Genomic DNA, 12,730 nt, shown 5'->3' with positions numbered 1-12,730 from the left:
GATGGACTCTAAATAGTTAATTTTACTAAATATTTTCTTTTGTCACATATGAGGATAGCACAAGAATATGTTCGTTTGGACGAATAGTTACAGTTGTAGACCATTATTTACTAAAGCGTACCATCGTGACACGCTTTCAGCAATGGTTATTTAACTATTGTCAGTCCCAGTCTACCGCTTCACGATAGACACCCCACCCAAAGGGCAATTCTTCAACTAGCGTGGCATGTTGCAAAAAGTGCTCAAGCCAAAGCGTCATCCATATTATATTTTGTAAATTCATAATATTTTCTAACTTTTTAAATCTATATGAATGAAGCAAATTCCATTGTTGCATTGGCCGGTAGCTGGATGCCCACCTACTGGTTTACTACGGTATTTACCACCATTCGACAAATACATAACTGCATCAGCACCCTCACGACCTGCCATGGCCCTAGCCAATTTATAAGCATCTTTTAAACTTTGTTGGCTATACTCGGTAGTTTTGGGTTCGTCTGAATACATATACCAGTTTAATGAGATATTGTTTGGGCTATGAGAAAACCAAGCGGATATAGGTGTTTCATCATCCATGATGTAGAGTTTTTTAGGCTCACCTTCAGTATCAACAGAGTCTTCTACTTCAGCCGGTTCTAATCCTGCACTAGCCAAAATAGCTTTCCCATCGAGCATGCCCACAGTTTCAACAGGCTCACTTAAATCATCTTGATACCATAAAACCTTGTTCTCTGCCGTTGAATTATCTTCAGGCGCTTTAACCTCAATTGCCCCATTCTCATGCGTCTCATACTCATCTGATGCAAGTCCAGCATTAGCAGCTGCTTCATCGACATCAATAACTTGTGGTTCAGGCTCACTACAGCCCACCAGCGTCAAAGCGCCTAATCCAAGCAAAAATCCTTTTTTCAAATCACTCACTCCCTTTGTCGTCTTTTAGACTATCCGAAAAGCTTTTTCGCACAAACGCCCCAAACTGCTCACGGGTCAGCCCAGCATCTTTAAGAAAATCATCATCTAACCCCACTCTTATAGGTTCTGGCGGTGACTCTTCAGCGGCAAAGCTGGCTTCCAATCGCGCAACAATATCCGCACCCATTGAACGATTATATTCTTCAGCGGACGCCCTTATTTTTTCTTTCAACTCTTCAGGAATACGAACTCTAAAGTCAGGTGGTCTATTACTGCTCATATTTATCTCACAATTCTATTGACACGCCTCCAATGTAGGCGTATTATTCTTTCATGCCTCCAATGTAGGCATTTAACAAACCCATAGGGGTTAATATTAACATATTATAAGGCAATGAGAATGTCAGTAAATCGAAGTAGACCGATTTCTTATAAGCTAAGAATGTCCGAAGAGCTACACCAATGGCTTAAAGATAATGCCGCTAAAAACTATCGCACCTTAGCCACTGAGATCAATATGCACCTTGAGCAAGCCATGCTCAAACAACAACAGGAAGATAACAATGCCAAATAACGTCAAACGTCAAGCGATTAAAGAACCCTCATACATAACGCTCAACCTATCAGCAGAGCAAAAAAGACAGCTTATAGTCATGGCGATTAGTAAATGTTTAAAAGAAAAAATACAGGAGATGGCAAAAGATGCAAAACAGGCCTAATACCACCCAGCAGATCAACACTTATATCCGCAGTCAGCAGTTGCTATATCGCCACCTGCAATTATGCCAGCGCATAAAAAAGGCAGACCGCACTCGCCAAAGTACTCGGTCTGCCTTCACCACAAAAACAATTAACTTGATTAAAGTTAACTCTTTTAACCAATCAGCTCAAGGAGCTAATTAGTATGTCACAGTATAACACAACAAATAAAGCGAACAACGAAGTCATGGCAATGTCATTTAATGGCCACACCCTACAGTCTATCATCAAGGACGGTCAGATCTGGATGACGGCCAGTGATTTAGCAAAAGCGTTAAGTTATAAAAACTCAAAGTCGGTCACTAATCTATTTAATGCAAACTCAAGTGAATTTACATCAGGCATGACAACGGTCACTGATTCAGTGACCTCGGCGAAAACAAAGGGCTTGACGGTAAAAACCCGTATTTTTTCCCTACGCGGCTGCCACCTAATCGCCATGTTTGCCCGTACCAAGGTTGCCAAAGACTTCCGCAAGTGGGTACTTGATATCCTAGACCGTGAGGTCAGTACACCAGCTATCGAGCAGTCACCTGCTATCACCGATGCCGATTGGGTGCGCTATTCACGCTCAATGACCATACCAGAGATGGCACAGTTTACAGGGCACAGCGAGCAGCAAGTAATCAATGCCCTACATGACATCATGGGTAGCCCTGCCCGTACTACGAGTCCAGCCCCAGTCATGACCCCAGAACTACAGCACGCGCTTGACCAGTTTTGGGGCTTTATCGCCACACAAAACATTGCGGCACTCAACCACAGTCACAAGCAGCATGAGTTAGCGATTAGCATTCCTGAGGTTTATGAGTTGGCAGAGCCGTGGCAGCTACCAGATACCAGCCTGTTATATAAGGCGCTGCGTCTGAGTACTACGCCGCGCTTTTATCGTGCCAATACCGTGATAGCCAGTGAACGAACAAACAAATCACGCCGTGTTTGGGTATTCATCAAATCGGTTGGTCAAACTGCCATTGCAAAAGTATAAGGGTTATCATGACTACTCAATCAAATAAAAGTCTGCGTGACTACATAATGAAAGCTAACATCAGTGAAAATCACGAGCGCATCATACGCAATTTATTTAATGCGCTATTTGTCGAGCAGCAAGAAGGTCATGTCATAGACCACACCCCTAATATTAGTGACATTATGACGCTCGACTTAAATCAAATTCAGTGGTTACTGATAAAGCGCCGCGAAAGCGATTACAGCCAAGACGATATTCTTGACGCACTAAAAGGCTTGGAAGTCCCTAAAATGATAATTGACCGCAACAATGGAGTTACTCATACATATTCTGGTTTTAATGGTCAGCCGATTGCAGCTATACGTTTAGACTATAGCAAACCAGCAAAGACTGACGAGCTGGCCGAAGAGCTGGCTCAGATTGACCTTGGAGGAGCACCAGCAGATGAAATTGACAAATGCGATGCCAGTCGGCGATGGATAGAAAGAGCTATGTACCTTGAGGAAAGCCATATAGAGCAGCAAGATACCATTCAATCTTTGCGAACCATCATCATTGATATGGCAGAGACACTGCACGTAGCAGACCCGAATGCCCGTATCAGCATGACCAGCAGCGACCTGCTGGACTTAGTACACAGTCAAAAAGATATGTCAGACAATGCGTTTTAATAGCTCAATAGTATGAGGAACCAGTCCGAGTGACTGGTTTTTTTGTGCCTACCATTTACTCAATTGCCTCATTTGACTGTATCGATCAAACCCAGTCCCAATGTTGCCAGTATCTTATAGTCATAGTCTTCATTGGCATTTGCCCCGGCTTGTACCAACGCTTCCTCTGCGTGATACATCGCACCCAACAGCCTATCTGAAGGGCTTTCTAGATCCAGTATATCGGGTAGATTAATCAATCTCTGATGATATGACGGCAGATCCTTATGAGATCTTACATCAAGCGCAATATCCTCTAAACGCTGACCAGTCAAGACATACATCACATCAAACCCAATATTCCATAGCTTAATTAGCAATGATGAGGGCATATCACGCTTACCTGTCTCATAGTTTTTATATGTTGTTTGAGCAATTCTGATAGTTGGCTCTTCATAAACCTCAACTGCCATAAGGCCCAAACGCTGACGCTCTGCTTCTAAGCGCTTCCCCACTTCAATTGACTCCACAGCACACCCCTTATATTTTCGTTTGAATGTATAATATGATTGCAAATACGTTCATTTGACTGTATTATTAAACCGTACCACGTTAACACGCTTTCAATTAGCTATAGGATACCACCAAATGACTGAAACAACATTACAGGCAACGCCCAAGGGAGAGCTGCCACATCTAAAAGATGGCAAACGCAAACCCATACAGCTACGGCTAACGCCAAATGAACATGAAGAGTTGGTAAGCACAGCTGGTAATGAAGCTCGATCCATGAGCTATGTTGCATACCGTCGCTATCAGGCTGGTCTAAAGCTAGAGCAGTCAAAGCAACACTAAAACCAAACCCAGAAGGAAACCAAACCATGAACCCAAACACCAAAAAACTACGCGATAACCCGATCAAAATCAGTGTCGATCACTACGACTATCAGATATTACTGGCCCACTCCGAGCGCTCAGGTATCGAGATGGCCACACTGGTCAGACAGCTTGCCATGAGCAAGATCCATGACCTGGTATTTCGTGAACAACCTATCGCTATGATACTGCCATCACAAAACACAGTCGAGATGCCATTAGGTCACTTTTGGGCGATGACACAAGCACCGGTCAGTACCTCAGGAGTCACCAGCCATGCCTAACGATGTCTATATCCACCCAACCCCTGCAGAGCAGCGCTTACTTGAGCGTAAAGCTGCCGAGCATGGAGTAAGCGTCGATGAGTTTGTCGCTTGGGCACTGAGGCAAGCACTCGCTGAAACAGATAAAGAGTTACAACTCATCGTCAAACACTAAAAGAGGTCATATATGCGCTGTCCAGCTTGTCATTCCAACTGTTTAATCCTGCGTACTCGCGTCATTACTAACTACTTACGCGACATAGAACACCGCTGCAAAAATGATGAATGCGGACACATATTCGTCACTCAGCAAGAGTATGTACGCTCGATAGTCAAGCCAGACGTGCAGAAAGACAAACCAATCAGCGCAAATGCCTAACCAAACTACCAAACCAGACGAGCAATATTATGCAACCCATGCAAGATGATACCCGTAGCGAGCTAATCACTCGCCTCGTACAAGATTATGGTCTCAAATTCTCCAGCGACCGTCAGTTTTTGCGTTATGGCCGCTGCCCATCATGTAATAAAAAAGAATTATTCACCGGTGCTGATGCACCGTGGACGATCCAGTGTGGCCGCGCTAATAAGTGCAATTATCAAGCATCTACTCGTGATATCTATCCTGACATATTTGCCAATTGGACGAAGAAAAACCCGCCAACACCCAGCAACCCAAATGCCACGGCTGATGCTTACCTTCAGTCGGGACGTGGCTTTGATATTGTCAAATGGCAAGGCAGCTATACCCAAGAAGTATTTAAAGATTATAAGACAGGTTTTACTTGCCCAACTGTGCGCTTTAACGTTACTAGCGAAGGAAACACTATTGGTTATTGGCAACGCCTGATTGAACCCGCCACAGGAATAAAAAAAGCAAGAGTTCAAGACGGTTTCAAGTTTGGGGGTCATGCTTGGCTACCGCCAAAGCTGCACCTACAGCATGGCGTCTGGTCATATGTAAAAGAGCTATGGATTACTGAAGGCATCTTTGACGCCATGGCACTGACTGAAAACGGTCTACACGCTATCAGCAATATCACAGCGGGTAACTATCCCAATATCACGTTAAATCAAATCAAAGCCAGGCTCGATGAGCTTGGTAAGCCATACCCAAAAATTATCATTGCTCTTGATAATGATAAAGCAGGACAGGCTCAAACTGACAAACTGGTGGCAAGAGCGCGACAACATGGATTTGACGCTACTGCCGCGCAGTCGAGTGAGTATAGCGGTGGGTCTGATTGGAACGACCTACACAAAGCGGGCAAACTTACCAAGTCAGACCTTGAACGCTACCGCTTTTATGGTGAGCTGCTTATTGCTGAGACAGCAAAGGATAAGGCGCTACTGACGTATAACCAGTATGGCACCACTAGCTTTTATATGTTTTTCAATAGTTGCACCTACTGGGTAAAAGTAGACAGCGAGAGCTTTGATAAAGCCAAGCAAATGGATGCAGACAGCGAACCGACAGAGGATCTATTCAATACTGAAGAAGAATTAAAAGAAGCCGTACAGCTATGGCATGACGACTTGATGCAGTCCTGCATGACTGTCACTCAGATTATGAACTGTCAACCGCAAGCGCTCTACTATCAGCAAAACCTGGTCACCGATGAGTCGTGGTATTTTTTTCGTATTCGCACACCACAAGGCGACACCAAGAACACTTTTACCGGTAGCCAACTCTCTGCAGCGGGTGAATTTAAAAAGCGGCTATTATCAGTCGCGCCTGGCGTCATCTATCAAGGCAATTCAAAGCAGCTCGACATCATGCTAGGACGCATGATTAATGGCATCAAGACGGTAGAGACTATTGATTTTATTGGTTATAGCAAAGACCATCAGACTTACATTTTTAATGATGTAGCCATCCGTCACGGTCAGAGCTACCCGCTCAATGCTGATGATTATTTTGACCTGCCAAATAATAAGAGCCTAAAGACACTCGCTGCCAGTCCAAATATCAGAATCGGTGACCGCCCCAAAGATCCAGCCAACTGGTTGGCAGACATCATATCTGGATGGGGTGTGCAAGGCGTCATTAGTCTAGTCGGCTTCATGGGCAGCCTGTTTGCCCAGCAAGTACGCGACCGTCAAAAGTCCTTTCCTTTTCTAGAAATCGTTGGTGAGCCTGGTACTGGTAAATCAACGCTGCTTAGCTTTTTTTGGCGCTTGATAGGTCGTGACGGCTACGAGGGTATTGATCCCAACAAAACTACCAAGGCCGGTCGTCTACGCTCACTATCACAAACCTCAAACATGCCTAGCGTTTTTATTGAGTCTGATCGTGACGGCGCCGGCACTGGTCGCAATAGTCAGTTCAATTGGGACGAACTAAAAAACCTATATGACGGCGGCACGATTGGTACACGCGGCGTCAAATCAGCCGGCAACGAAGTCTACGAGCCACCGTTTCGCGGCACTATCGTCATCAGTCAGAATTTGCCCGTAGTGGCGTCCAAGGCAGTACTAAGCCGTATCTGCCACCTATTCTTTGCATTGGACAACCAGACCCGAGATTCTGAAGCAGCAGCCAGACGTATTGAGGCACTACAGACCGAAGATGTCAGTCATTTCTTAGTCGATATCCTCAAGATGGAAGACAAGATACTGCAGGTGTTTTTTGATACCAAAATAGCGCATGAGAACTGGTTAAAAGACAGCGGTGTCAAAGCTTTTCGTGTTGCTCATTGCCACGCGCAGATACTCGCCATGTTTGATGCGATGAAACTGGTATTGCCAGATTTGCAACGCTTGGACGGGGCCGTTAAGCAGGAAGTATTCAATATGGCAACCGAGCGCGATCAGACGCTTGATACCGAGCATCCGCTCAATATCCAGTTCTTTGATGTACTCGAACGATTGAATGCAGCGCCCAACGCAATCGAAGGTGCTGGTCATCATATCCGCCGCTTGCATATCAACCACAGCAAAAACCCAGATCTATTAGCGATCAGTATGCCCGAGATCTATCAGCTTGCGAATGAGTACCGCTATGACCTACCGCCACAATCCGACATGCACCACGCGCTACGCCAGTCTAGACAGTTCAAGTTTGTGGCAGCAAACAAGACGGTAGCGTCTCAAATAACAGGCCGTAGCATTCGTTGCTGGGTGTTTGAAATGCCTAAAAACCTAAGTCTCACTTAAAAGGAAATCAACTAATGAACATTCAAAACCTAATGAAACACGCCGCACAACATGCTGAAAGACAAAGACAGGCTCAAGAGTCTAGCAAAGTAATGGAAACGTTTCGAATGATGATAATGACGACTACGATTAACGACTTGGTGAATCAAGACGCTCTCGATAAAACTTTGCAAAAAAGTGCTGATAAAACGCTGAACATGTTCAAAAACGACTGTAAGCCTAGCGATGGTGAAATGGAACAACTTGAAGCCATAGCCAACCTCGCAAAAGTGGAAGTTAAAAGGATCTTAAGCGAGTCTGCCAAGATTATGTTGGTCAAGTCATGAACCTAGTCCGCGCCCTATTCCCTTACAACCGTGAAAGCCCTTTACATTGGCTGACCTTCGACACGGTGAGCGGTCAGATGATTGACTGCTCAATGCACCCAACGCACAAGCAGCGAGACCTCTATCAAGGCAAGCATTACAGCATCAATAAAGACAAGATTGAAATGCGCTGCAAGGTCGAAGTCTACCAAGAACGTAAATACGAAAAATTAACTGAAATCAAAATAGGAAAAAACTAAATGAGCGACATTATTGACCGCGCCAACGACCAAGCGCAAGAAGAGTTAGAACGTAACCTAGCCAAGGCTGCACGTTTTGATCAGCCATCACTGGCAGAGTGTATCGATTGTGACGAAGATATTCCTGAGCGCCGGCAGCGCTTAGGCGGTGTAACCCGCTGTATCGATTGCCAAAACAATATAGAGGGAAGGAGGTAGCCATGCCATTACCATTAAGTTTATATCGTTGTCGTGACAGCGTTTGCATAGCAACTGATGAAAACATGGTCAATGAGCATCTAAATCGTGACCGTATGGGTAGAAAATCCCCAGTAAACAAAATGCCAGAAGGTAGCGTTATCTTACATAACAACAAGCCCTACGGTATAGACGAACTGACCAGACTGGCGCATAAGAAGGCAAAAATAATGAAACTGGATATAAACAACCCGTTCTCAATCATCATTGATGATAGGTTTATCAAATGACCAAACTATGGAAAAAAACAGCCCCCACAATTGTGAGGGCTGTTTCTTCAAATTATCTGAGCCAAAAGCCCCAAACCAAGAACTCTTAAGTGGCTCAATAGTTACCAAACCAGACCTTTATTATAGCGTCAAATACGTGTAAAAGCTAGTTATATCAGTATTTTAAGAGATATTTACATTCATTTGACGTCATAGGAGCATTCAAAGTGGCCAGTATTGAACCACTCAAAACCAGTATTCGCATTATTTGGTACATAAACGGTGAAAAAGACAGCGAAACCTTACTAAACACACCACCAACCGCAGCAAACAAGGCTAACGCGCAAAAAATAGCGGATATGGTGGAGCAACAGATACAAATGGGTATATTTAACCGTGATGCCGTATTCCCATCATCACCAAAGCGACAAGCATCATATTTTGGCTATTACATTCCAGTTTGGGAGAATGCCGAGCAAAGTACAGTCTCTCCAACGACTTGGACGACCTACACCAGCAAAGTGGCCAACCACATAACGCCATACTGGCAAGACAAACAAATCAGCAAAATCAGTGCTGAAGATGTCGAATATTGGGTATACAAAGTGCTTAGAGTCAATCTATCACCGAAAACGATTGTCGATATACTAGGTTTATGGCGATCAATATGGAGTTACTGGGCACGTCATCAAAAGAACCCTAACGACCCAAGCCAGTACATCAAGCTTAACGCAAAAGACCCAAAAGACATCGAGCCATTCACTCGTGAAGAGATAACATCAATCATCAATACTGAAACGGACACGACCTTTCGGAACTTATGGACGGTCATGTTATGGTCAGGTCTATCCAGTCATGAGCTAATGCCACTGGCCGTAGAAGATATTGATTTTGATCAGGCAACAGCGTATATCAGACGTGGCTTTGTGAAAGGCATTCATAAGGCGACTAAAAACCGACGACGCAAACGGCAAATCGAACTACTACCGATCGTAGCGAATGCCTTAGACAATCAACGCCAATCGATAACTGATCAAAACCCTCAGGCAGTCAAAGTACTTGAGCGAGATAATCACACCTATGAAGAGCAGCATCTAACGTGGCTCTGGTACAACCCACGCACCGGCAGCCATTACACATACCCACAGCTTGAAAAACGATGGAAGCGCCATCTTGATAAATGCGACATACCCTATCGCGCTTTAAACAATGGTCGTCATACTTATGCAAGCCAAGTGCTATCAACGGGCATTATCAGCGCCGAATGGTTAGCCAACCAACTGGGCCACGTAAATACAGACATGATCCACAAACACTATGCCAAGTTCATTCCCAGTGACACGCGCCATATCATCCGCAACTTAGCCAATGCACTAGACAACAGCCAGTAACGCAATCAGCAAAAAGCCCTAAATATAGGGCTTTTTTTATACCTCATTTATAGGTTCAAGTAATAAAATGCCACAGGGGTATCAATATAAGGTAATCATAGTAATAGTTTAATAAAACAGCTATAAGTAATTGATATTATTATTATTTATAAATACCTTAATATAGTAATTAAAAGTAATTATTATTACATCTATAGTATAAGTATATGATTTATATATATTTTATAGTTTCTTAATTAATACCTTTTATCTGTGTATTGGATTACTTAATAATTACCTCTAAATTACATAAAAAACCTAATAAAATCAATATGATTACCTATATTACCTAGTTTGCACACCACCCCCAAAAATTTAAAAACATCAAAATAAGACGGTGCACTGGCCACGCTTACGATCTGCTTATATCTTACGTGGGATTACTATGGGATAGCCCTACCTGCTTAATTCGACACTACATTCTAACAATATCATGTACTTAGCAACCCTAAAACCCTGAAGTCAATAACCATAGAGGTTTCGAGTCTCTCCAGCCCCACCATTTTCGGATAGTACATCTTAGACCAAATATTAAAGCCTGCTTTTTAGCAGGTTTTTTTGTGTCTAGAATTTAGCATTGATGATTATAATCTTTTCAAATCCAGCACGATTTCTTCCATACTTTGATAACGTTTTTCCATTCTCTTCGCCAACGCTTTATTGATAATACGTTGATAGCGACTATACTCCAACGGCATTGTTACAATTGGCTGTTGGCAATGCTGAGTCGTCCATTCTCTTAACGGCGCACCACTCGGATTATCAATCTTAAACGGTCGCTCGCCTGCCAATATTTCATATAGCATTATCCCAAACGCATAAATATCGCTTTGCAGCGTTGCGCCCTGTCCTTGCCAGCGTTCAGGGGCAAGGTAAGCGGGCGTGCCAGCATTGTTTTCTGTACTATTTTTCTTATTTATTTGAGTAATACCATTATTAATGGGTTCTGCCAAAGCAAAATCAGCCAATAATAAATTAGGTACGATACCGCCAATATCTGCATGATTTGGCACGAAAGCATCTAGCAAAATATTACTCGGCTTAATATCGTTGTGTAGCCAACCTATGTGATGTAAATTGGCAATAAGCTTTGCGGCTTGAACGATTAATTGCTGCTTTTGCTCGGCAGTCAGGCTTTGTTTTAAATAGCGCGCGACACTACCGTTGGCATAATTTGGCATAACAACAATGGTGAGTGTTTGACTGTTATTTAATACTTGTAGCTGTAAATGATGAGTGGCTAATAACGGCGGCGCGATAGAAGAAAATCTACCCTGATGGTTCGAGAACTGATTGATAGATCTTAGAACGTCGGCCTCATAAGATAAAACAGATCCGTTTCGATGAGCATCTGTACTTAATTGCCATTTCATCATGACCTCACCAAACTGGGGATGCTTGGCGCGTGTTAAACCTTGATATTCAAGCGCATTAGTGACACCCTGCTGACTGATACGCTGATGTGCTATCTTACTATACTGCAAGTCCAAGAATGCTATGGTCAATACAGGCAGAATTTGCTGCGCATCCGTTTGCAACGTTTGTTTTGCCAAGTCTTGCTTTGGCTTTGCTTGAAATACAGCCTGATTACTGGCACTATTTTTCATGATAAGTGCTACCTTGATGTATGTACTTGATATATGTAATAGGCAATCTGCCATTTTAATGATTATAAGTAACTAAATTATAAGCGACTATGTATTATGCCCCAATCTACTACGCCTGTTATGAATTACGCCCTACCCGACCATGTATTAAATTTACTTGAGCAGTATTTGCAAGAGCAGGTCACGCCAACTATCGAGATTGATCCTGCCCAGCTGGCTTATCGTTGGGTTGGCGGTAAGCAAGGGCACCTGGAGCCTTTGGCAGTGAATTTATTTTTAAGTTTAGATGACTTGCATGGTATCGATACCCAAAAGGCAAAATTGGTACAAAACACGCGCCAGTTTTTAAAGGGCTATCCTGCCAATCACGTCCTGATGACAGGCACACGCGGCGCTGGCAAGTCATCACTGATTCGGGCACTGCTACAAGCCTATCATAGCGAAGGGCTACGTATTATCGAAATCGCTCGTGATGACCTACAGATGCTTGATAAGATACGCGTTGCGATTAATGCGCTGCCCGCGGACTGTGGTTGCCGTTATGTGGTGTACTGTGATGACTTGGCATTTAACGGTCAAGATGAGAGTTACCGGACGCTAAAAAGTGTGTTGGACGGCGCACTGGATTCCGAGCAAGACAAGCTACTCGTCTATGCCACCAGTAATCGTCGTCATCTTTTGCCGCAGTTAATGAAAGACAATGTCAATATTTATAACGGTCAGACTGACGAAGTCAACCCTTATGAAACCATTGATGAAACGGTTTCCTTGTCTGATCGCTTTGGACTTTGGTTATCCTTTCATCCGATGGATCAAAACACTTACTTGCACATTGTGCGCCATTATTTATCACTTTCGCCAAACCGCAATCTAGATAATGCGAGTGACGTTAAAGAAAGTAATCATCATGCAGAGGAAAATAATACGCTGCCTGACGACATTAGAGCAGCAGCATTACGCTGGGCATCAGAGCGCGGTGGCCGCTCGGGGCGCGTGGCCTATCAATTTAGCCGCTACTGGATAGGGCAAATGCAATTAGCAGCTGAAGATAATAACGCTTAAAAGTTATTAAAATTTGGGTGGTGTATCAAAAAGT

20 protein-coding genes are annotated in these 12,730 nt (G+C 43.6%); 15 read left to right on the top strand and 5 right to left on the bottom strand.

The features are described 5' to 3' along the window. Positions 1-160 precede the first annotated feature (160 nt). From B3R91_RS11975 to B3R91_RS11965, 3 genes are read right to left on the bottom strand one after another with little or no spacing between them, the layout of a single operon-like run. A complete protein-coding gene (locus B3R91_RS11975; protein WP_286797804.1) occupies positions 161-283 on the bottom strand; it encodes a hypothetical protein in 123 nt (40 codons plus the stop codon). Positions 284-291: 8 nt separating this feature from the next. Then, on the bottom strand, positions 292-921 hold the full coding sequence (locus B3R91_RS11970; RefSeq protein ID WP_286797803.1) for a hypothetical protein: 630 nt from the start codon (positions 919-921) through the stop codon (positions 292-294). Continuing rightward, positions 914-1,192 (bottom strand): Arc family DNA-binding protein, encoded by a 279-nt coding sequence (locus B3R91_RS11965; protein WP_286797802.1) that lies wholly within the window; start codon positions 1,190-1,192, stop codon positions 914-916. Before B3R91_RS11965 ends, B3R91_RS11970 begins: the two co-directional genes overlap by 8 nt. 120 nt (positions 1,193-1,312) lie before the next feature. On the opposite strand from B3R91_RS11965, the gene B3R91_RS11960 reads away from it, so the two are divergent. From B3R91_RS11960 to B3R91_RS11945, 4 genes are all read left to right on the top strand, one after another. After that, on the top strand, positions 1,313-1,486 hold the full coding sequence (locus B3R91_RS11960; protein WP_286797801.1) for a DNA-binding protein: 174 nt from the start codon (positions 1,313-1,315) through the stop codon (positions 1,484-1,486). Continuing rightward, complete coding sequence (locus tag B3R91_RS11955; protein WP_286797800.1) at positions 1,476-1,631, top strand: hypothetical protein; 156 nt, start codon at positions 1,476-1,478, stop codon at positions 1,629-1,631. The genes B3R91_RS11960 and B3R91_RS11955 overlap by 11 nt, the downstream gene beginning before the upstream one ends. Before the next feature lie 185 nt (positions 1,632-1,816). Then, positions 1,817-2,659 (top strand): BRO-N domain-containing protein, encoded by an 843-nt coding sequence (locus tag B3R91_RS11950; protein WP_286797799.1) that lies wholly within the window; start codon positions 1,817-1,819, stop codon positions 2,657-2,659. An 8-nt stretch (positions 2,660-2,667) separates the two neighbouring features. After that, on the top strand, positions 2,668-3,312 hold the full coding sequence (locus B3R91_RS11945) for a hypothetical protein (protein ID WP_286797798.1): 645 nt from the start codon (positions 2,668-2,670) through the stop codon (positions 3,310-3,312). Between the two features lie 68 nt (positions 3,313-3,380). On the opposite strand, the gene B3R91_RS11940 is transcribed toward B3R91_RS11945, so the two are convergent. Beyond that, positions 3,381-3,821 (bottom strand): helix-turn-helix domain-containing protein, encoded by a 441-nt coding sequence (locus B3R91_RS11940; RefSeq protein WP_160021629.1) that lies wholly within the window; start codon positions 3,819-3,821, stop codon positions 3,381-3,383. A gap of 118 nt (positions 3,822-3,939) precedes the next feature. On the opposite strand from B3R91_RS11940, the gene B3R91_RS11935 reads away from it, so the two are divergent. From B3R91_RS11935 to B3R91_RS11890, 10 genes are all read left to right on the top strand, one after another. Continuing rightward, the gene (locus B3R91_RS11935; protein ID WP_286797796.1) at positions 3,940-4,146 is read left to right on the top strand and encodes a hypothetical protein; all 207 of its coding nucleotides are present in this window, start codon (positions 3,940-3,942) and stop codon (positions 4,144-4,146) included. A gap of 26 nt (positions 4,147-4,172) precedes the next feature. Further along, complete coding sequence (locus B3R91_RS11930) at positions 4,173-4,451, top strand: hypothetical protein (RefSeq protein ID WP_075106283.1); 279 nt, start codon at positions 4,173-4,175, stop codon at positions 4,449-4,451. Next, the gene (locus tag B3R91_RS11925; RefSeq protein WP_160021626.1) at positions 4,444-4,605 is read left to right on the top strand and encodes a hypothetical protein; all 162 of its coding nucleotides are present in this window, start codon (positions 4,444-4,446) and stop codon (positions 4,603-4,605) included. Before B3R91_RS11930 ends, B3R91_RS11925 begins: the two co-directional genes overlap by 8 nt. A gap of 12 nt (positions 4,606-4,617) precedes the next feature. After that, positions 4,618-4,809: an ogr/Delta-like zinc finger family protein gene (locus B3R91_RS11920; RefSeq protein ID WP_286797794.1), complete on the top strand. Its 192-nt coding sequence runs from the start codon at positions 4,618-4,620 to the stop codon at positions 4,807-4,809. Between the two features lie 29 nt (positions 4,810-4,838). Next, complete coding sequence (locus tag B3R91_RS11915) at positions 4,839-7,586, top strand: toprim domain-containing protein (protein WP_286797793.1); 2,748 nt, start codon at positions 4,839-4,841, stop codon at positions 7,584-7,586. A gap of 14 nt (positions 7,587-7,600) precedes the next feature. Continuing rightward, the gene (locus tag B3R91_RS11910) at positions 7,601-7,912 is read left to right on the top strand and encodes a hypothetical protein (protein WP_286797792.1); all 312 of its coding nucleotides are present in this window, start codon (positions 7,601-7,603) and stop codon (positions 7,910-7,912) included. Continuing rightward, positions 7,909-8,151 carry a hypothetical protein gene (locus B3R91_RS11905; protein ID WP_286797791.1) on the top strand — a complete coding sequence of 81 codons (243 nt, stop codon included), beginning with the start codon at positions 7,909-7,911 and terminating at the stop codon, positions 8,149-8,151. Before B3R91_RS11910 ends, B3R91_RS11905 begins: the two co-directional genes overlap by 4 nt. Then, complete coding sequence (locus tag B3R91_RS11900; protein WP_286797790.1) at positions 8,152-8,349, top strand: TraR/DksA C4-type zinc finger protein; 198 nt, start codon at positions 8,152-8,154, stop codon at positions 8,347-8,349. It abuts the gene before it with no gap. Between the two features lie 2 nt (positions 8,350-8,351). After that, entirely contained in the window at positions 8,352-8,618 is a 267-nt protein-coding gene (locus B3R91_RS11895; protein WP_286797789.1) for a hypothetical protein, read from the top strand. Positions 8,619-8,824: 206 nt separating this feature from the next. Then, positions 8,825-9,988 carry a tyrosine-type recombinase/integrase gene (locus tag B3R91_RS11890; protein ID WP_286797787.1) on the top strand — a complete coding sequence of 388 codons (1,164 nt, stop codon included), beginning with the start codon at positions 8,825-8,827 and terminating at the stop codon, positions 9,986-9,988. A 623-nt stretch (positions 9,989-10,611) separates the two neighbouring features. On the opposite strand, the gene B3R91_RS11885 is transcribed toward B3R91_RS11890, so the two are convergent. Then, positions 10,612-11,634 carry a serine/threonine-protein kinase gene (locus tag B3R91_RS11885; protein WP_286797786.1) on the bottom strand — a complete coding sequence of 341 codons (1,023 nt, stop codon included), beginning with the start codon at positions 11,632-11,634 and terminating at the stop codon, positions 10,612-10,614. Positions 11,635-11,730: 96 nt separating this feature from the next. Here B3R91_RS11885 and B3R91_RS11880 point away from each other — a divergent pair, with 96 nt between their 5' ends. Beyond that, the gene (locus B3R91_RS11880) at positions 11,731-12,696 is read left to right on the top strand and encodes an ATP-binding protein (RefSeq protein ID WP_286797785.1); all 966 of its coding nucleotides are present in this window, start codon (positions 11,731-11,733) and stop codon (positions 12,694-12,696) included. Positions 12,697-12,730 lie beyond the last annotated feature (34 nt).

The sequence above is a fragment of the Psychrobacter sp. UBA6291 genome (assembly GCF_002439405.1).
Taxonomy (GTDB): domain Bacteria; phylum Pseudomonadota; class Gammaproteobacteria; order Pseudomonadales; family Moraxellaceae; genus Psychrobacter; species Psychrobacter faecalis.
The sequence above is the reverse complement of the archived record's forward strand: the minus strand, read 5'-3'. Positions and strand labels throughout refer to the sequence as shown.

What these genes read in the sequence shown, in the direction of transcription:
- B3R91_RS11920 (WP_286797794.1), top strand. Translation starts at nt 4,618, where the DNA reads ATGCGCTGTCCAGCTTGTCATTCCAACTGTTTAATCCTGCGTACTCGC.
- B3R91_RS11975 (WP_286797804.1), bottom strand. Translation starts at nt 283, where the DNA reads ATGAATTTACAAAATATAATATGGATGACGCTTTGGCTTGAGCACTTT.
- B3R91_RS11915 (WP_286797793.1), top strand. Translation starts at nt 4,839, where the DNA reads ATGCAACCCATGCAAGATGATACCCGTAGCGAGCTAATCACTCGCCTC.
- B3R91_RS11945 (WP_286797798.1), top strand. Translation starts at nt 2,668, where the DNA reads ATGACTACTCAATCAAATAAAAGTCTGCGTGACTACATAATGAAAGCT.
- B3R91_RS11880 (WP_286797785.1), top strand. Translation starts at nt 11,731, where the DNA reads ATGCCCCAATCTACTACGCCTGTTATGAATTACGCCCTACCCGACCAT.
- B3R91_RS11955 (WP_286797800.1), top strand. Translation starts at nt 1,476, where the DNA reads ATGCCAAATAACGTCAAACGTCAAGCGATTAAAGAACCCTCATACATA.
- B3R91_RS11905 (WP_286797791.1), top strand. Translation starts at nt 7,909, where the DNA reads ATGAACCTAGTCCGCGCCCTATTCCCTTACAACCGTGAAAGCCCTTTA.
- B3R91_RS11885 (WP_286797786.1), bottom strand. Translation starts at nt 11,634, where the DNA reads ATGAAAAATAGTGCCAGTAATCAGGCTGTATTTCAAGCAAAGCCAAAG.
- B3R91_RS11925 (WP_160021626.1), top strand. Translation starts at nt 4,444, where the DNA reads ATGCCTAACGATGTCTATATCCACCCAACCCCTGCAGAGCAGCGCTTA.
- B3R91_RS11930 (WP_075106283.1), top strand. Translation starts at nt 4,173, where the DNA reads ATGAACCCAAACACCAAAAAACTACGCGATAACCCGATCAAAATCAGT.
- B3R91_RS11935 (WP_286797796.1), top strand. Translation starts at nt 3,940, where the DNA reads ATGACTGAAACAACATTACAGGCAACGCCCAAGGGAGAGCTGCCACAT.
- B3R91_RS11895 (WP_286797789.1), top strand. Translation starts at nt 8,352, where the DNA reads ATGCCATTACCATTAAGTTTATATCGTTGTCGTGACAGCGTTTGCATA.
- B3R91_RS11965 (WP_286797802.1), bottom strand. Translation starts at nt 1,192, where the DNA reads ATGAGCAGTAATAGACCACCTGACTTTAGAGTTCGTATTCCTGAAGAG.
- B3R91_RS11950 (WP_286797799.1), top strand. Translation starts at nt 1,817, where the DNA reads ATGTCACAGTATAACACAACAAATAAAGCGAACAACGAAGTCATGGCA.
- B3R91_RS11910 (WP_286797792.1), top strand. Translation starts at nt 7,601, where the DNA reads ATGAACATTCAAAACCTAATGAAACACGCCGCACAACATGCTGAAAGA.
- B3R91_RS11960 (WP_286797801.1), top strand. Translation starts at nt 1,313, where the DNA reads ATGTCAGTAAATCGAAGTAGACCGATTTCTTATAAGCTAAGAATGTCC.
- B3R91_RS11900 (WP_286797790.1), top strand. Translation starts at nt 8,152, where the DNA reads ATGAGCGACATTATTGACCGCGCCAACGACCAAGCGCAAGAAGAGTTA.